18 protein-coding genes are annotated in these 16,855 nt (G+C 64.4%); 6 read left to right on the top strand and 12 right to left on the bottom strand.

Annotated features, from left to right (window positions below):
* Nucleotides 1-392 precede the first annotated feature (392 nt).
* The gene (locus HNS34_RS19180; RefSeq protein WP_172321705.1) at nucleotides 393-821 is read right to left on the bottom strand and encodes a MerR family transcriptional regulator; all 429 of its coding nucleotides are present in this window, start codon (nucleotides 819-821) and stop codon (nucleotides 393-395) included.
* A 165-nt stretch (nucleotides 822-986) separates the two neighbouring features.
* On the opposite strand from HNS34_RS19180, the gene HNS34_RS19175 reads away from it, so the two are divergent.
* From HNS34_RS19175 to lspA, 6 genes are all read left to right on the top strand, one after another.
* The gene (locus tag HNS34_RS19175; RefSeq protein ID WP_172321704.1) at nucleotides 987-2,342 is read left to right on the top strand and encodes a M23 family metallopeptidase; all 1,356 of its coding nucleotides are present in this window, start codon (nucleotides 987-989) and stop codon (nucleotides 2,340-2,342) included.
* Nucleotides 2,343-2,499: 157 nt separating this feature from the next.
* On the top strand, nucleotides 2,500-2,955 hold the full coding sequence (locus HNS34_RS19170; protein ID WP_172321703.1) for a DUF411 domain-containing protein: 456 nt from the start codon (nucleotides 2,500-2,502) through the stop codon (nucleotides 2,953-2,955).
* 151 nt (nucleotides 2,956-3,106) lie between these two features.
* Nucleotides 3,107-4,105, top strand: a complete 999-nt coding sequence (locus HNS34_RS19165; protein WP_172321702.1) for a cytochrome c oxidase assembly protein — start codon at nucleotides 3,107-3,109, stop codon at nucleotides 4,103-4,105.
* A gap of 34 nt (nucleotides 4,106-4,139) precedes the next feature.
* Nucleotides 4,140-5,228, top strand: coding sequence for a cytochrome c oxidase assembly protein (locus HNS34_RS19160; protein ID WP_172321701.1), 1,089 nt, complete (start codon nucleotides 4,140-4,142; stop codon nucleotides 5,226-5,228).
* Nucleotides 5,229-5,363: 135 nt separating this feature from the next.
* Nucleotides 5,364-5,876 carry a copper chaperone PCu(A)C gene (locus HNS34_RS19155; protein ID WP_235952814.1) on the top strand — a complete coding sequence of 171 codons (513 nt, stop codon included), beginning with the start codon at nucleotides 5,364-5,366 and terminating at the stop codon, nucleotides 5,874-5,876.
* 40 nt (nucleotides 5,877-5,916) lie between these two features.
* Nucleotides 5,917-6,393, top strand: coding sequence for a signal peptidase II (gene lspA / locus HNS34_RS19150; protein WP_235952813.1), 477 nt, complete (start codon nucleotides 5,917-5,919; stop codon nucleotides 6,391-6,393).
* 62 nt (nucleotides 6,394-6,455) lie between these two features.
* Here the strand turns inward: lspA and HNS34_RS19145 are convergent, their stop codons facing one another.
* The 11 genes from HNS34_RS19145 to HNS34_RS19095 all read right to left on the bottom strand — a co-directional run bounded on the left by HNS34_RS19145 (nucleotide 6,456) and on the right by HNS34_RS19095 (nucleotide 16,591).
* Nucleotides 6,456-7,370, bottom strand: a complete 915-nt coding sequence (locus tag HNS34_RS19145; RefSeq protein ID WP_172321710.1) for a cation diffusion facilitator family transporter — start codon at nucleotides 7,368-7,370, stop codon at nucleotides 6,456-6,458.
* Between the two features lie 121 nt (nucleotides 7,371-7,491).
* A complete protein-coding gene (locus HNS34_RS19140; RefSeq protein ID WP_214647546.1) occupies nucleotides 7,492-7,782 on the bottom strand; it encodes a TFIIB-type zinc ribbon-containing protein in 291 nt (96 codons plus the stop codon).
* Nucleotides 7,783-7,834: 52 nt separating this feature from the next.
* Nucleotides 7,835-10,216 (bottom strand): heavy metal translocating P-type ATPase, encoded by a 2,382-nt coding sequence (locus HNS34_RS19135; protein WP_407925885.1) that lies wholly within the window; start codon nucleotides 10,214-10,216, stop codon nucleotides 7,835-7,837.
* 93 nt (nucleotides 10,217-10,309) lie between these two features.
* A complete protein-coding gene (locus HNS34_RS21055) occupies nucleotides 10,310-10,444 on the bottom strand; it encodes a hypothetical protein (protein ID WP_328700579.1) in 135 nt (44 codons plus the stop codon).
* 28 nt (nucleotides 10,445-10,472) lie between these two features.
* Nucleotides 10,473-10,730 carry a hypothetical protein gene (locus HNS34_RS19125; protein WP_172321698.1) on the bottom strand — a complete coding sequence of 86 codons (258 nt, stop codon included), beginning with the start codon at nucleotides 10,728-10,730 and terminating at the stop codon, nucleotides 10,473-10,475.
* Nucleotides 10,727-11,401, bottom strand: a complete 675-nt coding sequence (locus HNS34_RS19120) for a YcbK family protein (RefSeq protein WP_172321697.1) — start codon at nucleotides 11,399-11,401, stop codon at nucleotides 10,727-10,729. The genes HNS34_RS19125 and HNS34_RS19120 overlap by 4 nt, the downstream gene beginning before the upstream one ends.
* A gap of 74 nt (nucleotides 11,402-11,475) precedes the next feature.
* Entirely contained in the window at nucleotides 11,476-11,766 is a 291-nt protein-coding gene (locus HNS34_RS19115; protein ID WP_235952812.1) for a DUF6127 family protein, read from the bottom strand.
* Entirely contained in the window at nucleotides 11,763-12,758 is a 996-nt protein-coding gene (locus tag HNS34_RS19110; RefSeq protein ID WP_172321696.1) for an FscB, read from the bottom strand. Before HNS34_RS19110 ends, HNS34_RS19115 begins: the two co-directional genes overlap by 4 nt.
* Nucleotides 12,755-16,096, bottom strand: a complete 3,342-nt coding sequence (locus HNS34_RS19105; RefSeq protein WP_172321695.1) for a phage tail protein — start codon at nucleotides 16,094-16,096, stop codon at nucleotides 12,755-12,757. The genes HNS34_RS19110 and HNS34_RS19105 overlap by 4 nt, the downstream gene beginning before the upstream one ends.
* A gap of 1 nt (nucleotide 16,097) precedes the next feature.
* Complete coding sequence (locus HNS34_RS19100) at nucleotides 16,098-16,316, bottom strand: hypothetical protein (RefSeq protein ID WP_172321694.1); 219 nt, start codon at nucleotides 16,314-16,316, stop codon at nucleotides 16,098-16,100.
* Nucleotides 16,313-16,591: a hypothetical protein gene (locus tag HNS34_RS19095; RefSeq protein WP_235952811.1), complete on the bottom strand. Its 279-nt coding sequence runs from the start codon at nucleotides 16,589-16,591 to the stop codon at nucleotides 16,313-16,315. The genes HNS34_RS19100 and HNS34_RS19095 overlap by 4 nt, the downstream gene beginning before the upstream one ends.
* Nucleotides 16,592-16,855 lie beyond the last annotated feature (264 nt).

Genomic DNA, 16,855 nt, shown 5'->3' with positions numbered 1-16,855 from the left:
TCAGCTTGTGCTTCGACACCACGAGTATAGCACATCGCGATGCCGTCAGGGTGAGAGCGGCATCCACCCCATCTCCAAGACTTGCGTTTGCCATGGGGCGATTTCCGGTCGTTTCCACGCTGCCAGTTGGTCCGACCTTGGTTTAGAATAGTAGTGCTTACCCCGGCCCGCTTTCCTGTTCGCGCCACCGAATGCGTTGCAGCCATCCGTGATGCGCTGACCGGAGCGCCCGGCACACGTAGCCTTCTTGATCTTTGACTAAGCGTATCGCCTTGCCAATCGCCTATTCCCATGCCGAAGACATAGGCCCAGTGCCACCCGACATGGGGGCGACGATTCGGCGAATTTGATGGGAGCGGCAATCCGGGAAGGCAATCAGACCCACATTGCCGTTATGAGCCGATCTCATCGTGATCTGTGAGGCATTCGGAGTGGTCGCGCAGGACTTCTAGGACACGGCAATCCGCAGTGTTGCTGCCGTTGCATTCGTGGACCATACGCTCAAGTTCGGCACGCAACGCCTCCAGCCTCGCAATCCGCTGTTCCACCTGCTGTAACTGGCGCTGCGCGATCTTGTCGGCTGCGGTGCAAGGCTTATGCGGATAGTCGGCGAGTTCCAGCAACTCCCGGATCGCGTCGAGCGGGAAGCCAAGCTGCCGTGAATGCCGGACGAAAGCCAGCCGGTCAAGCTCGTCCTCGCTGTAGCGCCGCTGCCCGCCAGCGGTGCGTCCGGGTTCGGGCAAAAGCCCGATCTGTTCATAATAGCGGATCGTCTGAACCTTGGTTCCCGTCCTGCGCGCCAAAGTGCCGATTGTCAGCATGTCATCCCTCGCAAAGCTCCAAAGAATGTAGGTTTCATGCCTGCCGATGGCAAGTCCCCGCTTGCAATGTGATTCAGGGCTTGAACCTCTACCCACTGAAGCTTGTAGGCACGCGTCAATTATAAAAATCACCAGGCGAATCGAGTGCGACTCAGACAAATTCAGTTGATCCTGTGGAGTGCCGCGGCACTTGCGGCTGCATTCTGGCTGGCGTCTAACCCGACGCTGCCGCAGGGGCCCGAAATCGCGACTGTTACGGCGCCGCTCCGGTTGCCCACCACCACTGAGGGGAGTCCGGTGATCTTGCCGTCCGGCGCGACACCTCCCACGTTGCGCATCCCGGCGGTACTGTCTTCGGCGGCGGCGCCTGACCCAGCCGCCGCTGCGGTCCAAACACCGCTCCTGCCGCCCTGGACCGCTGTGATTGCACCCGGCGATACCTTCGACGGATTGCTGCGCCGCGCCGGGCTCTCGGCTGACCTGCGCCAGGTTTTCACGCGTGCGATGCAGACTCAATACGATCTGGCGGCCCTTCGCCCCGGGGATGAAGTGGCGGTTTTCAGTTTTGCCAACGGTCGGCCCTACGAAGTTATCCTGTCCGTCGCCAGCGGAGAACAGATGCTCGTCCGCCTCGAAAACGAGGCGGTCGCCGAAACCGTCGCGCCAGAACTGGAAACCCGGGAAGTTGCGGCGACTGTCACGGTGGATGGCTCGATATTTGCCACGCTCGAACGGGCTGGCGTGCCGGCCAGCCTTGCCGTCGATCTCGCCCAGGTACTTGGCGGCACTGTGGATTTCCGCCGCGATCTGCGAGGTGGCGAGACGTTGCGCCTGTTGTGGCGCGAGACGCGATTGCCGGACGGGACTGCGACGGGTATTCCGCAGCTTGTTTATGCCGAACTCGGCCTAGAAGGCGACCGTTTCGAAACCGTTCAGGCCGGGGACGAAAGTGGCTCGACATCCGTGTTCCGCAACGGCGAGCGCCTGAGGACATTTTCGCCGCCCGTGGCGGGCGGGCGGCTTACCTCAGTCTTCGGTCGCCGCAGGCATCCCATCTACGGGGACATCCGCATGCACAAGGGCGTGGACTACGCGGCGCAGCGCGGCACGCCGGTCGTTGCAACCGGGCCCGGACGCATTTCCTTCGTCGGTTGGCGCAATGGCTACGGCCGCGTCGTGGAAATCGAGCATGGGCCGTCGATGACGAGCATGTATACGCACCTGGATTCTTTCGTAAATGGTCTCGGGGTCGGCAACCGCGTGGATGCGGGTGACCGGATCGGTTCAGTCGGATCGTCGGGCCTCGCGACCGGACCAAACATGCATTACGAGATCCGACTGAACGGACGGCCTGTGGATCCGATGGGTGAAGAGCGGCTCGCCACATTGATCGAGGACCGCAGCGTGACAGAAGCGTTGCGTCGGTTGATCAACGCGCGCCGGCAGTTTCCCGACCGCGCCGTCCCCGAAGCCAGCACAGACGCAGGGTTGACACCTGCGACAAGGGGAGACGCGACATGAAAATCGCAGGGCCCATTTTGGCGGCACTAACGCGGCAAGGCCGCGCGACATTCCAGCGCAGGAAGGACTCTTCACTTGAACCTAAAGCGGCTTGAGGTTGCAGACAGGAATCTGGTTGCGTGTTTCTGCGCTTCAACCGTGAAAACAGGAGATAATTATGAAAAGCACATTAATGGCGGGCGGATTGCTGTTCGCAATGGCAGCCACGGCCACAGCACAGGAAGCGACGCCGGCAATCGACGTTCTCAAGCAGGTGTCCTGCGGCTGTTGCGGCGGCTGGGTCGTGGCTATGCAGGAAGCCGGGTTTACCGTGAATGTGCAGGATGTTTCCGGAGAGGAGCTCTATGCCGCCAAGGAGGCTTCCGGTTTTTCCGATGACCTCTGGGCCTGCCATACGGCGAGTGTCGCCGGATACACCGTAGAAGGTCATGTTCCGGCGCGAGAAATCACTCGGTTGCTCGAAGAAGGCCCCGAGGCACTGGGCATCGCGACGCCCGGAATGCCCACGGGGTCACCGGGTATGGAATACGGCAATGAGCGCGAGGCCTTCGACGTGGTCCTGGTGAATCTCGACCAAAGCCAGCAGATTTTCGCGTCCTACCCCGGCAACTGAGGCACCCGTTCATGATGATCGTTGAAAGCACCACCCGACCCGCGATCATTGTCGCCGGAGACAGGGCGGCGCATCGCAAGCAGCAGTTGCTGTCGCAAGGTGGTTCCCGGCGGTCGGGTGTGGATGCAATCTGTCGGGTCCGGAAAGCACCATGAACGTTGCTGAACTCGATCCTTTCGGACCAGCGTTGTCTCCGATGGCCCTCGCGGCGATTGTCGGTCTGGTCTGGCTATACCTGAGCGGCGCGGGCCGTCCGCGTCTGGTGCGAGAGCGCGTTGGTAGTGTCCGGCACACCCTGTTCGCGGCGGGAGCGGTGCTGCTGGCTCTTGCCTTCGCCGGGCCATTGGCGAGTGCCGGGCCAAGGCTCTTTGCGGCGCATCAGGTGCAACACCTCCTGATCCGGCTGCTCGGGCCGATGCTGATCGTTCTGTCCCATCCGTGGCCGGTTCTGCGCGCGGGCCTTCCGCGCAGAACACGGCGCGGGCTCAGGCGATTTGGTAACCGTCCCGCAGGGCAGATTTCGGCGCGTGTCCTGAGCCGCCTCGATGTCAGCTTTGTTTTGCTGATCGCCGCGCTATATTTCTGGCAAATTCCAGTGGTTCACAACGCGGCGGTCGGTATGCCACCGCTTGCTCTGTTTGCGCATTTGAGCATGACGCTGGTGGGGCTCAACTTCTTTGCCGTCGTGCTTGATCGGCGTGATGCGCCCGAGGCCGCGACCCAAAGCCTGCGCGTGCTTGCGCTCGTCGGAATCATCCTGTCGAACATCCTGCTCGGTTCACTCACGACGATGAAAGAGTCTGTGCTCTATTCCGGCTACGACATCGCCGGACGGCTCTGGAATTTTGCACCGCTGGCCGACGAAACCACCGGCGGCTACACGATCTGGGTGCCGTCATCCTTTGTCATCATCGCCGCCATCATCCTTGTCTTCAACGGCTGGAACGCGGCTGAGGTCCGGCGCTGGAACGCGCGGCACAGCTGGACCGGATCGAACGCCGCTGCGCTTGAATTCCCGGAAACCGCTCATGAACTGCGCCTGAAGGTGACAGAACCCAACCGCCGCATGGGCCGGACGCTTGCACTGGTCTCGGCGGCGATGTTCGCAACCGTGATGATAACCGGCGCCACGATCATCTATGCGCTGTAGTAACAGAAATTCATTCGCAACTCCTGCTGACCGAATGCCACTACGCTGCCGGTTGCCGGGCGTGTTCGCGCTGGCGGCGGCCGCGCTCGTCCCCGCAACCGCGCTCGCCCATGGTGGCGAAGGCCTGACCGCCGACGTTGCCTGGTCTGCCTGGAATCTCACACCTGAAATCAGCGGCCTGATTCTGCTGATCCTGGCGATCTATGCGCGCGGCGCGCTTCGGCGGCGAACCGTCGCGCGGCCGGTGTCGGGCGTCCGGCACACGTTGTTCGTAACGGGCATGCTTGCGCTCTTTTTATCGCTGCAATCGCCGATCGACCCGATGGGTGAGCGGCTGTTTCTGATGCACCAGATCCAGCACCTGCTGCTGCGCATGGTCGGGCCGATGCTGGTCATCCTTGCCCGCCCGCAAGGCGTGCTGATCGCCGGCCTGCCGGAAGCCATGCGGCGCGGACTGGCGGCCCCGCTGATGAAAGCCGGTGTCCTGGCGGCCACATACACCCTGCTCACCCGACCGGTCGTGGCATTTGCCCTGTTCGTGCTGTCGCTCTATGTCTGGCAGATCCCGTCGATTCATAACATTGCCCTGCTCAACCCGGTGATCCACTGGGCAATGCACCTGACGATGCTGGCGGCAGGTTTCCTGTTCTTCGCGATGATCTTCGGCAGGCATGACGGACCATCCGCCCCGTCACATTTCCTGCGCTTTGGGCTGCTTTTCGCAACGATCGTCGCGAACATCCTGTTGGGTGCGATAACGGTCTTCAAATCCGGTGTTCTTTACACCGCTTACGACATCGAGGGACGGCTTTTTGACATCGCGCCACTGACGGACGAGACGGCGGGCGGATTCATCCTTTGGGTGCCGGCGAGCATGATGTCAATCATCGCGATTATCATCGTTATCTACGACTGGAACCTCACCGAGAAGAAGCGCCTGCGCCGGGGGCACGGGATATCCGGACCGGACTACGCGGCTGCGGATACCGCGAGGGCAGTTGGAGCGGACCGTATACGGGCAGACGCCCCGAGCGGGCGGCTCGGCCTTCTGCTCGGCCTCGCGGCCCTGACCATGTTCGGGCTTGTCATCGGGACGGGGGTTTTCGTTGTCTCGCTTGGCTGACGCGCGGGAACACGGCAAATGCCGTAAACCGGAATTTCTTCTTGCACCTACAGCGGCCGGAGGTTGCAGATTGCATCGTCCCAGCCGAATCGGGTTTTGGCAGGAGCGCATTTCCGATGGATAAGGGCCAATTTGATGAAGACTAACCTCACCGGGGTCGTAACGAGTGTAATGCTCGCTTTCTGGGCGATACACGCCAACGCCCAGTCGGCGGCGGCAGACGGCGACCTGGTGGTCGAAAACGCCTGGACCCGCGCTGCCAGTGCCAGTGCCAGTGCCAGCACCGGCAACGACTCCGCTTCGATCTTCTTCACTCTGCGCAATACCGGACAGAAGACGATCGATCTGATCGGCGTTCGCACCGATATCGCATCGATCGAGACGTTACACAGAACCAATTTGGGCGTGACAGGCGTCGCTCGGATGAGCGCCGTGCCGGAGTTGCGCGTTGCGCCGGGCGCATCCGTCACCCTCGAACCGGGTGGCATGCACGTAATGCTGATCGGCCTTGAGGCGCCACTGGTTGAGGGCGCAACGCTTCCCCTGCGGCTGACATTCTACGATGGCGACGATTTGACTGTTGAGGTTCCTATCCTCGCGGCAGATGCCGTTGGACCAGCCGTGCCAGACACCGCGTCGTCAGACTGACCGGCGCGACAGCCAGCAGAAAGCCAGGAGGGAGTCGCAATTGTCAAATCTAACTACAGGTATTGCCGGAGCCTTCGCGGCACTTGCTGTTGATCAGGGAACTAAGGCGATCGTCAACGCCAACAGCGCTGTTCTCGTTGGGGGCGTTCAGGTCTTTCCCGGCTTCAATCTGGTCTATTTGCGCAACGACGGTGTGACTTTCGGGCTTTTAGGCGGCGTGCCGTGGTCGTTGCTTTCAGCCCTCGCACTCGGCATCGTCGGCTGGCTTGCTCTGCTCATGGTCCGGGCGGGCAGCCGGCTCGAGGCGCTGGCCTACGGGCTGGTGATCGGCGGTGCGCTCGGCAACGTGGCGGATCGGCTGCGTTTCGGTGCGGTAACCGACTTCCTCGATTTCTACGTCGGTGGCTGGCATTGGCCGGCGTTTAACCTGTCCGATGTCGCTGTGGTTGGCGGTGTCGGGCTATTGCTTCTCTCCGAGCTTTTGCCATCGCGGAAATTGCGCCGCCCGAAAATCTGAACAGGCGGCCGATGCGGCAACAGGGCAGCACCCGACCGAGCAAGTACCCGGTCAGACTACCTTCATTCGTCGCCATAGACTGACGCGTCTTCATGGGCGTGATCGGGGTGTTCAAATTCCAGCGTGGAGTGAAAGATGCCAAATTCTTCCGCGAGCACTGCCTTGATGTCGCTCTTGATTGCTTCCAGCCTTTCCCAGTGGTCGCGGGCGACAACGACATGGGCGTCCATCGAATTCTTTTGCTCGTCGATCTGCCAGAAATGAACCCCGTGAATGTTGTCGACGCCCTGAACGCTGGAAACAGCCCCGATCAAAGCGTCGACTTCGATCTGTGGCGGGCTGGCCAGCATCAGCAGGCGGATCGTGCCGCCGATTTCGGTGAAGGCAAGATAGAGGATATAGAGGGCGATGCCGATGGTGATTGCGGGGTCGACCCAACGGATGTCGTAGAGCAGGATCAGCGTTCCGCCGACGATCACCGCGACCGAGGACAGGGCATCGGACAGGTTGTGCAGAAAGAGGGCGCGGATATTCACGCTGCCCTTCTGCATCGAATATGTCAGCATGGCCGTGAGCGTATCGACGACCAGTGCCACGCCTCCCAGGATCACCACCCACCAACCAAGCACCTCTGGCGGGTCGATCATCCGCATCGCGCCTTCGTAGATCAGATAGAGCCCGATTATGATCAGCGAGGTATAGTTGATCAGCGCGGCGACGATCTCGATCCGCCTGTAGCCAAAAGTCATCTTGGCGTCAGCCGGACGGCGCGAGATCTTGCGAGCACCGAAGGCTATGACCAGCGCGGCCATGTCCGAGAAATTGTGAATCGCGTCGGCGATCAGCGCGAGCGATCCGGCGAAAATCCCGCCAACAATCTGCGCAATCGTCAGAATGCCGTTCGCCCAGATGGCAATCGCTACCCGGCGGTCGCCGGACGCCGGGTCGATATGTGTATGGCCTTCGTCGTGGGGCATATTTTCTTTCAGGTCAGAGGGGTTTTTGTGCAAGGCAAATCCGCAAAATCCTCCGGCCAGGTAAATTTCCGGAGGATGTTGCGGATTGCCAAATCGGCATGAAGTGGGAAAAATGCCGACCTCAGTCGAAGATTTCCATCAGCCATGATTTCCGGCGGGAGCCGTGCTTGCCGTATCCGCCGCCATGTTTACCGCCGTGCTTACCATGACCGCCGCCATAGCCGCGCGGATCGTCATAGCCACGCCTGTCGGGTTCGCGGGGCGGCGGTGCCATTTCTGACGCGCTGCGCTCGATGATCTTGTCAAGCTCGCCCCGGTCCAGCCATACGCCCCGGCATTGCGGGCAAAAGTCTATCTCGACGCCCTGCCGGTCGGCCATGCTCAGGGCTACGTCACAGACCGGGCACATCATTCTGCCATTCGTGTTCATGTTTCTCTTAGGCTCCTTTCCGGGTTCCTTCAATTCAATGACCATGCGCCAGTGCCTCCGTTTTCTGGGCTGCGACTGCCAGTTCACCGCCCTTCGGCGCACCGCCGTCGGCCTTACCGTTCAACAGCCTGAGCGCGTTCATCACCACCAGGAGCGACACACCGACGTCGGCGGCAATCGCGCCCCACATCGACGCCATGCCAAAGGCCGTCAGCCCCACGAAAACTGATTTGGTGGCAAGCGACAGGCCGATATTCTGGCGGATGATCCACATTGTCCGGCGTGAATGTCCGATCAGCCACGGCACCTTGCCGATATCGTCGGTCATCAGCGCGATATCGGCGGTCTCGACAGCCGCGTCGGAACCGATGGCGCCCATAGCGATGCCGAAATGCGCCCGCGCCATGGCCGGTGCGTCGTTCACCCCATCGCCGATCATTGCCACCATGGCGTGGCTGTCCACCAGTTCCTCAATTGCGTCAACCTTCTGTTCGGGCAGCAACTCGGCGCGCACCTCGTCGATGCCCACCTCGGCCGCCACCGCCCTGGCGGTGCGTTCATTGTCGCCCGTCAGCATGACGATCGTCCTGACGCCCTGTGCATGCAGCTTTGCGACGATGTCCTTGGAATCGGCTCGGATGCGGTCGCGCAGTTCCAGAACGCCCAGCAGCTTGTCGCCGTCGCCCACGGCAACCAGCGTACTGCCAGCGCCTTCGATGCGTTCACGCAATTCTTCCGGCAACGCGCTGTCAAAACCTTTTTCGGCGGCGAACCGGTCAGAGCCGAGCCAGACCGTGCGGTCGCCAAAGCTGCCCTCAACACCGCGGCCCGGCACCGTGCGGGTGTCTTCGGCCACTTTGCCACCTGCGCCTTCAGCCTGTGCCCGGCTCACGATCGCGCGGGCCAGCGGGTGCGACGACCGGGCCTCCAGCGCCGCCGCCACTTCGAGCAAATCGCGTTCCGGGGTGCCGCCCAAAGGATGCACCGAGGCAACCTCGGGTTCGCCCTCGGTGATGGTGCCGGTCTTGTCCATGGCCAGCGCGGTGATCCGCCCCGGTGCCTCGACATAGGCACCGCCCTTGATCAGCACGCCGTTGCGGGCCGATGACGCCAGCGCTGCGACGATCGAGACCGGCGTTGAGATGACCAAAGCACAGGGGCAGGCAATGACCAGCAACACCAGCGCGTTGTAGAACCAGTAATCCCAGGCCCCGCCGAAAGCGAGCGGCGGCAGCACCGCAATCGCGATCGCCAGCAACATCACGATCGGCGTGTAGATGCGGGCAAACTTGGCCACCCATTGTTCGACATCGGCACGCCGCGAATGCGCATCGCTGACCATACGGATGATCCGCGACAGAACCGTGTCCGATGCCGGTTTCGTCGCGCGCACCGTCAGCGTGCCGTCGCCATTGATCGTGCCGGCATAGACCTCGTCGCCCGGCTCCTTGGCGACTTCGGCACTCTCGCCGGTGATCGGGGCCTGGTTGACGCCACCGATCCCATCGGTCACCTCGCCATCAAGCGGGATGCGGTCGCCACCGCGCACGATGAAGCGGTCACCAACGGCAACCTGTGCGGCAAGCACGTCCGCCTCGGACCCGTCCTCGCGGATCACCCGCGCCGTGGGCGGGGCCAGATCGAGTAGCTTGGCGACGGCGTTGCGCGCGCGCCCCACGCTCCAGCTTTCAAGATAGAGCGAGAGCGAGAAGAAGAACGCCACTGTCGCCGCTTCGAAATACGCGCCCAGAAGGATGGCACCCGAAACTGCGACGATCATCAACAGGTTCATGTCGGGCGACAGCCGCCTGGCCGAAGACCAGGCCTTGGGTGCCACCAGCCAGGCACCAAACACGATGGCCAGCAGGAAGGCCCCAATTTCCACGACCGGCATCGGCGTCTCGCCATGGTCCGAAAAGATGCGCAGAAGCCCCGCCGTGCCCGATTCGACCCCGTGCCAGATCAGGCCCAGGGCCCAGAACCCGGCAGAGAGCGCGGTAAAGAATTTCTGGCGCTTCAGATGAGCGGCCTGATCCGCAGCCGCGCTGTCGGCATCCCAAAGACTGGCGCTCATGCCGGTGGAGCCGATCAGCTTGATGATCTTGTCGTCAGTCATCGACGTGGCGGTATCAAGCACGGTCATCCGGCCGTTGATCACATCGAACGCCAGATGCGCCTCGCCGCCCACCTCAGGACCCAACACCTTGTTCAGGATCGCCACCTCTTCAGCGCAATCCAGCCCGTTGACACGGAAACTGCGGCCCTTGGCATCCACGTCGCCCACTGGCCCGATATCGCCGCACATCGCGCCGTCGCCCGACCCGCAGCAGGCGCCGCCTCCGCCGTGGTCGCCGGAATGCGCGTGGTCGTGTCTGTGATCATGGGCGTGATCGTGCTTGTGTCCATCATGCGGCATCGGTCTCTCCGGTTGCGAATCGTCCATCTCAACGGAAGATAGGAGCTACAGCAACTAGAGCTTCAAGGGGGTTGTTGGGGTTTTCACGATTTTTCACAGCCGACAAACTCGCGCCTGATCCCGCATGACAGCGTAGTCGCTCAGCATCTCGCCAATGACCGATCCATGCGGCAGCAACGCCAATTCCTCGGCCACCCGCGCCTGGAACTCGTGGGTGTACTCGACCACGGGCGGGCACGTCGCGAGCCTGTCGTCCTCAGAACTCGCCGTCACGCAACCGGTCAACCAGCTCGTCGCGATCACGAGGACGGCGAGCAGCCGCCTCCAGCATCCGGCGTTGAATATCATTGGTCTTCTCCGTGAATTCGAGACGTTCAGCGATCCGACCTGCGCGCTCCCCGGTGCGGCGGATCGACAACAGGAATAGGAGCACGGCGAGGACGATGGCGCCGTATCGCAGCGCCGCCCGCATCCATGGGTTGGCGGCGAACCCGGTCACGAGCGCGGCAATCATCGCTGCCCCCGTTTCCAGTCATCGAGACGCGCGTAGATGGTGACCGCGATGCCGCCGAGTGCGATGGCGATGAACACCCAGCGCAGGGTGTCGAGATACGGCACAAGCGGCAGGATCGCGGATTGGGTCTCCGCCAGGACGCTCTGCGCGACCTCGACGCCCGCAGCACCCAGCGTCGCCACACCGGCCGCTCCGCCGCCCTTCATGGTGCGGCTCTGTGCCAGCACCTCGCGCACAGGCGGCGTGTCCTCGGCGAAGGCAGTCGCCCGCACCGGGAAGCGGCCGCCCCATTGGCGCGATGGGCCAAGATCGACATGCATGAACCCGGAGCGCGGATAGAAGCCGAACCCAAGGAACCCAGCCTCCCGTGCCGCCGCCTCGAAGGCCACCGGATCATGGTTCGACATGGCAATGTCGAAAGCAGCGCCGCCCATGTGCTTGGAACGCGTTGCGCCGCCAACGGCGCGGTTATGCTCCGGGCTGCGATAGGCGGAGCGAACGATGAGCGGCTTACCCAGCCGGTCGCGCAGCGCCTGCAGCTTGTCGAGCGCGGGCTCGTTGATCAGCAGTTTGCCGGTGCCGCGGCAGGCAATTTCGGCGGGGGAGAAGTTGGTCCAGCGCCAGGCTTTCTCCGGCACATCGCGCCAATGGTCGTAAAAGGTCGTGGTCATGGGGATCCTCCAGAAACGAAAAACCCGCCTCGAGGGCGGGTCATGGCAGGTTGATGAATGGGAATCGGCAGCGGCTATGGACTTCCGCCGAAGATCTTCAGCTTCAGCGCAATACCGGCGAGCAACGCGAGCATGATGCCGGTGGTGATGAGATGAACGGCTGTCTGGACCGCAGTGCGGCGTACGAAGCGGATGCAGTCGAGGAGCGAGCGGAGATCGCGGATGTCGAGGGCGGCGTCCTTGCCGTCGATCCCGGCATCGGCCAGCGCGCGCTTCGCGCCCTCTTCCGCGGCCTGGGACAGGAAGGTCCGGAACTCGGCCTCCGACATCCTGAGCTCGCCCTTTTCCGTGCGGGGCAGGATCATGAAGAGACGATCCCCACTTCCGCCGGCAGCGTCGCCGCCGTCCAGGGGGTGCTGTCGGCCGGGTTCAGATCCCAGCTCGAATAGACGGGCGACGGCAGGTCCGCCGAGGGCGCGCCGGGCGTCGCGTCGTAGTCCACACCGCCCATGCGCAGGAAACCCGCGATGCTTGTCGGACCGGCGGTGCCGAGCTGGGCCAGCTGCTTGACGTGGACGCCCGCGATGGTCGTGGCCCCGGCAGGACCGATAGGCCCCGCGAGCGAGAAGGACAGCCGCTGGCCCGCGATGTCACTAGCGGCCCGCGTGGCGATGTCGCCGTCCTTGATCGCGTCGATTCCGCCCGAGAAGGCGTCGTAGGTGCCGACCAGATCCGGCGTGCGCCGCACGAAGCGCCGGCCGATGGTCGAGACGCCGTCGAGCACCGCGATATGGGCGTAGTACCAGGTGGCCGGGTTGTAGAAGTCGAAGAGGTAGAGGTTGCGCCAGACGCAGCGGACGGGCCGGCCCTTCCCGCCGATATTGGCGGCCGTGGCGCTGCTGTGAAGCACGCCGTCGACATGGAACTCGATGGTGATGTCGGCGCCGACGGCAATCTTCACGTCGATCCAGTAGCTCTGGTTCGTGGCCGCTACGAAGGACGAGGCCCCGTCGACGCTGGTGTCGCCAACGGCCATCGCGCGGTACTTCTCGTCGTCCCGCTCGGTCCGAACGAGCCCGACCTGCCGGTTCGCCGCGTCGTAGAACTCGAGAAAGATGCCGTCTTGGGCGATGACGTGGGCGTTGATCGACGGCGCCCGGTAGCGGAACCCGATCCAGACATCGCCCGTGGGCTCTGCCCATGTCGCGGTGAAAGGCACGGATGAGCCGTTGTTCGCGGTGATCTTGATCGCATTGATGTCATAGGCCGGATCGAAGCCTGCCGCGTCCGTGCTGATCAGCCCTGTCACACCGGAGAGATCCGTGACCTGATGGCCGAGATGGAGGATGTGGGTCATGGGATCACCTCGATGTAGAGTGCGCTGTCGGCGGCGGTGAGACGTGCGTCGCCGCCTTGTTCGTGGAAGAGATCGGTCCGCGCCACGCTCAGTCGGGCATCGGACCCGAAGCCGATCCAGAGCGCGGCGTCGGACGCGGTCAGCTGGACCGCACCGCCGAGACCGAGGAAGACGACGGTCTCGGGGACCGTCAGCCGGGCTTCCGCCCCGAACTCGGTCCAGAGGCCGGCTTCGGCGACCTTGATGCCGTCGGGCATGAAGAGCCGGATCGCGCGGGCCTGCCAGGCCTCGTAGGTCGCGCTGCCCGCGACACGCAGCGCCTGCACCCGCACCTCGAAATGCTTCGTCCCCGTCGGGGCCGAGAGGATCGGCACATCCTCCTTGGTCAGCGTGAAGCTGGTGACGCTGCCCACATCGATGACGGCCGCGGGTGGTTCGACAACAGCATCCGAGTCCGGATCGACCCAGCGGATCTCGAGGACGTAGGTGACACCCGGCTCCGGGCCGATGTTGCCCGCGTCATAGGCGTCGATCGCGACGCTCGTCTGCAGGAGCCGGTCGCGATGGGCCCATGTCAGGAGCATCGGCCCGAGGTTCAGGACGTTCGGGTTCACGACCGAGACACCGTTGCCGCGCAGATCGCCCGGCGGCAGCGGTCGGATGGCGCGCGAGGCGAGCGTGACCTCGTCCTCGGGCGCCTGGGAGAGCGGCAAGGTGCCGAAGCCGGTCTCCGGCAGCATGCGGACCGCGACGGTCTCTCCCGCCGCGAAGCGCGCCTCGCTCGCGTTGGCGAGAAGCTGCCAGCAGATCACCGGCGTGCCGGCGGGATGGACCTGGGGGACGGTGTCGAGGCAGCCCCGTCCGACCGTCAGTGTCGTGGCACTCACCCCGTCGATCCGGACGAGTTCATCCCCGATCGCGGCGAGCGTTCCGATGGTGACGTCCGTGAGCCCGGTCCAGCTGCCGACCGGCAGCACCCGCTCGGCCGGGTCGTCGGTCACATCGGCCGTCAGGAGCGCCGTCGGCACGAACTCGACGCCCGCCTCGAGCGCATAGCCCGTGCCGCTGTCGGTCCAGACCTGCGCCGAGAGCGCGTCGGCCGAGGGGCGCTCGCCGGCGGCGACCAGCGTACCTGCATCCGGGTCCTCGTCGAGGAGTGCATCGGCCTGCGCGTGACCCAGCTCCTGGACGAGGAGCCAGTATGGCGCCTCCGTCACCCAGCGACGCGCGAGCGGCTTCGGCGGCAGGATCAGCCGGCCCGGGTCGGCGCTCTCGCCACCGACGAGGGCCGTGTCGCCGAGCCCGAAGACATCCTCGGCAATGCGCAGCCGCACGCCGTTCGCGCGCCCGTCGCCGTGGTCGATCTCGACGATCCGCGCCGCGACACCCTCCAGCCCGCGGCGCGGGCTCACGAGCCGGATCACGTCGCCCGGGTCGAGATCGGCGCCGACGCGGGTGACGGTGATCTCGCCCGACAGGATCGGCGAAGAAAGTGCCCGCAGATCGCGTTCGGCCACGCGCACGGCGAGCGACTCGTAGCGGATCCCCGGATAGTCGACCGTAGCGGTCACGACCTGGCCGAGGTCCTGAACGAGTGCCGTGTCGGTGACGCTGACCGATCCGGTCTGATCGGTCCGGGCATCGGAAAACTTCACGGTGACCGAGTTCACGAGATCGGCGGCCTCGCGGCGGCCAAGCTCGCCCCAGTCGACGACGTTGGTCTCGTCGAAGATCGGCAGCGCCTCCACGTCGTAGTCGGCCCGGATGAGCTTCAGCTCCCATCGGCCCGAGCGTCGGTCGACGTAGAGATAGGCGTCGATGTGCTTCAGCACGTCGGCGATGAAGTCCTCGATCGTCGATTCCTGCTGCCAGAGGAGCGAGAGCCCGAACCCCTCGGCGAAAAGCGCATCCGCGGCGGTGGCGAAACTCGGGCCGATGTCGGTGAAGCCATGCCCGAGGCCCCAGTCGCGGTTCGTCAGGCACTCACGGATGATGTGGGCCGGGTTCATGTCCGGGCCCTCGCCGAAGGCCGCGCGAAGCGAGGCGACGAGAACGTCGGGATCGCCCGCGGGCACGACCGGCACGCCATCGACGGGCGTGTTGTCGATCTGGGAGGTCGCGCTCGTGTCCGAGAGCGCGATGTTGAAGGCGAAGACGTCGACCTCGTAGAGACCCGCGAGCGTTGCCTTGGCGCTCTCGAGGCTCGAGGCCGGGCTCGGCTCGCCGTCGGTCACGAAGATCAGGATCCGCCGCTTGCCGCCCGCGCCATTGAAGAAGCCGCCCGCCTGGCTCACCGCCGCCCCGAAGTCCGTGCCCCCGCTCACGGTGGTCGGCAGCGCGTCGACCCAGTCCTTGAGTTCGCCATAGGCCGCGGCATCGGCGTTGCGGCGCAGGATCGTGCCCGAGACGGTCGAGTTCCAGGTGACGATCTGGATGTCGTTGGGCTCGAGCGCATTCGCGCCGATCTCGGCGATAAGCCGCGAGACGGCGGTCCGCTGGGCCGCCATGCGGCTGCCGGACATGGAGCCCGAGGAGTCCATGGCGATGTAGATCGCGGCGTCTCCGATCCGGACCTCGGGCACGATCTGCGCCTTCTCCGGATACCACTGCGCGTTGCCGTCCTCCGCGCGCAGGATCCGGGTGAGCCGGACGGCCCATGGCTTCAGGTAGGGATTGAGGCCGAGTGAGATGCGCCGCAGGACGAGCGAGCAGATGCCGCGATAGCCCGGCACGTTCGAACCCGCCTGCGCGGCGAGGTAATCGTTCTGGCCCTGCATGGTCCCGCCCATCAGGACGTCGATGTCGCCGACAATGCCGCCCTCGCGGCTCTCGCCGCCGAAGAGGTTCGGCTTGTTGATCCGGATGCGACCGCCCGCGGCGCCGCCGCTGAGGCTCGGCAGGCTCGCGGCATCGGAGACCGTGACGGACTGGGCGACGAAGGCAGTCGCGGCGGGCTCGACGAGCCAGGTCGTGATGCCGGTCCCACCATCGTAGCTCACGGCCTGGACGGTGACCGTGCGGGTCGTGCCATCGAAGCCGAGCTTCAGGTCATAGCTCGCGCCGAGGCGGATCCCGGCGAGCGTGCCCGGAAAGGTGACTTCGGCCACGCTGTCGCCGACGGCCGCGGCGGTGGCGGACATGGCCACCACAGTGCCGTAGCTGGCGAGCGCGCCGACGCCGGTGCCGGCGGCACTGCTCTGGCCGGTGCCGATCGACCAGGCTATGCGGTCGTCGACCCGGATCTCGCGGATCGCATCGACCGGGCCATGGCAGAGCGCCAGATGCGCCCCGAGGGAATACCTGTAGCCGACCGTCTGGGACTTGGAGCGACCGCCCATGTCAGTCCTCGATCACGGTCCGCGCGATCCGCTTCTCGGCCTCGGCGATCACGCGCAGCGCCAGCGCGTCGCCGGTGGCGACCAGCATCTCGGCGGGCAGTCCTTCGGCGAGGAAAGCCTGCCAGTCGAGCCCGTGGCGGCGGAACCAGGGCCGCGCGCCCTGGAAGCAGAGCCGGGCCGTGCGGATGTCCTCGGCGCGGACGATGAGGGTCTCGCTCACTTCTTGCCCCCCTTCTTGCGGATCGGGTCGACCTTGAGATCGCCGGCCCAGACGACGTTCGGGCCGCGCAACAGCACGGTGCCGAAGACGACCGGGATCGGCCGGCCTTCCTCGGCTGTCGGCAGATCGAAGTCGTCGAGCCCCGCCGCCTTCGGCGCTTCCGTCTTCGGCTTCGGCGAGAGCGCATAGGAGATCGCCGTCAGCACGAGGCTGGCGACGATCTGGACGACGAAGTTCCAGACCATGGTGGGTATCTCCAGACAGATTGCGGTCATCGCGCGCCCCACTGTTCCGCATGGAGGAGCCGCCGCGAGTTTTGCTCCCACAGGTGCACGCCTCAGGAACAGGCTGCTCGGCGCAGGTTCTGGATGCTCGCGCGATCACTGGTTAAGTCCGAAAAACCGAGAACGGAGACGTCCAAGCCGATTGCTCGGACAACCTGGTCGAGCTCAAAAGCGGCCTATGCGCCTTCATGAAAGGGTCGCAGAGGAACCCTCCCACTTGACCTGATCCAGTATTCGGTCCTGCATGGGGCTCGA

The sequence above is a fragment of the Alterinioella nitratireducens genome (assembly GCF_013155465.1).
Lineage (GTDB): Bacteria > Pseudomonadota > Alphaproteobacteria > Rhodobacterales > Rhodobacteraceae > Alterinioella > Alterinioella nitratireducens.
Note: the sequence above shows the minus strand (reverse complement) of the source record. Positions and strands in the feature narration are given on the sequence as shown.

Bases quoted from the DNA above. Each gene is read 5' to 3' on its own strand.
- HNS34_RS19180 (WP_172321705.1), bottom strand. From the start codon at position 821: ATGCTGACAATCGGCACTTTGGCGCGCAGGACGGGAACCAAGGTTCAG.
- HNS34_RS19170 (WP_172321703.1), top strand. From the start codon at position 2,500: ATGAAAAGCACATTAATGGCGGGCGGATTGCTGTTCGCAATGGCAGCC.
- HNS34_RS19165 (WP_172321702.1), top strand. From the start codon at position 3,107: ATGAACGTTGCTGAACTCGATCCTTTCGGACCAGCGTTGTCTCCGATG.
- HNS34_RS19160 (WP_172321701.1), top strand. From the start codon at position 4,140: ATGCCACTACGCTGCCGGTTGCCGGGCGTGTTCGCGCTGGCGGCGGCC.
- HNS34_RS19155 (WP_235952814.1), top strand. From the start codon at position 5,364: ATGAAGACTAACCTCACCGGGGTCGTAACGAGTGTAATGCTCGCTTTC.
- HNS34_RS19145 (WP_172321710.1), bottom strand. From the start codon at position 7,370: ATGCCCCACGACGAAGGCCATACACATATCGACCCGGCGTCCGGCGAC.
- HNS34_RS19140 (WP_214647546.1), bottom strand. From the start codon at position 7,782: ATGATGTGCCCGGTCTGTGACGTAGCCCTGAGCATGGCCGACCGGCAG.
- HNS34_RS19135 (WP_407925885.1), bottom strand. From the start codon at position 10,216: ATGCCGCATGATGGACACAAGCACGATCACGCCCATGATCACAGACAC.
- HNS34_RS19125 (WP_172321698.1), bottom strand. From the start codon at position 10,730: ATGATTGCCGCGCTCGTGACCGGGTTCGCCGCCAACCCATGGATGCGG.
- HNS34_RS19120 (WP_172321697.1), bottom strand. From the start codon at position 11,401: ATGACCACGACCTTTTACGACCATTGGCGCGATGTGCCGGAGAAAGCC.
- HNS34_RS19115 (WP_235952812.1), bottom strand. From the start codon at position 11,766: ATGATCCTGCCCCGCACGGAAAAGGGCGAGCTCAGGATGTCGGAGGCC.
- HNS34_RS19110 (WP_172321696.1), bottom strand. From the start codon at position 12,758: ATGACCCACATCCTCCATCTCGGCCATCAGGTCACGGATCTCTCCGGT.
- HNS34_RS19105 (WP_172321695.1), bottom strand. From the start codon at position 16,096: ATGGGCGGTCGCTCCAAGTCCCAGACGGTCGGCTACAGGTATTCCCTC.
- HNS34_RS19095 (WP_235952811.1), bottom strand. From the start codon at position 16,591: ATGACCGCAATCTGTCTGGAGATACCCACCATGGTCTGGAACTTCGTC.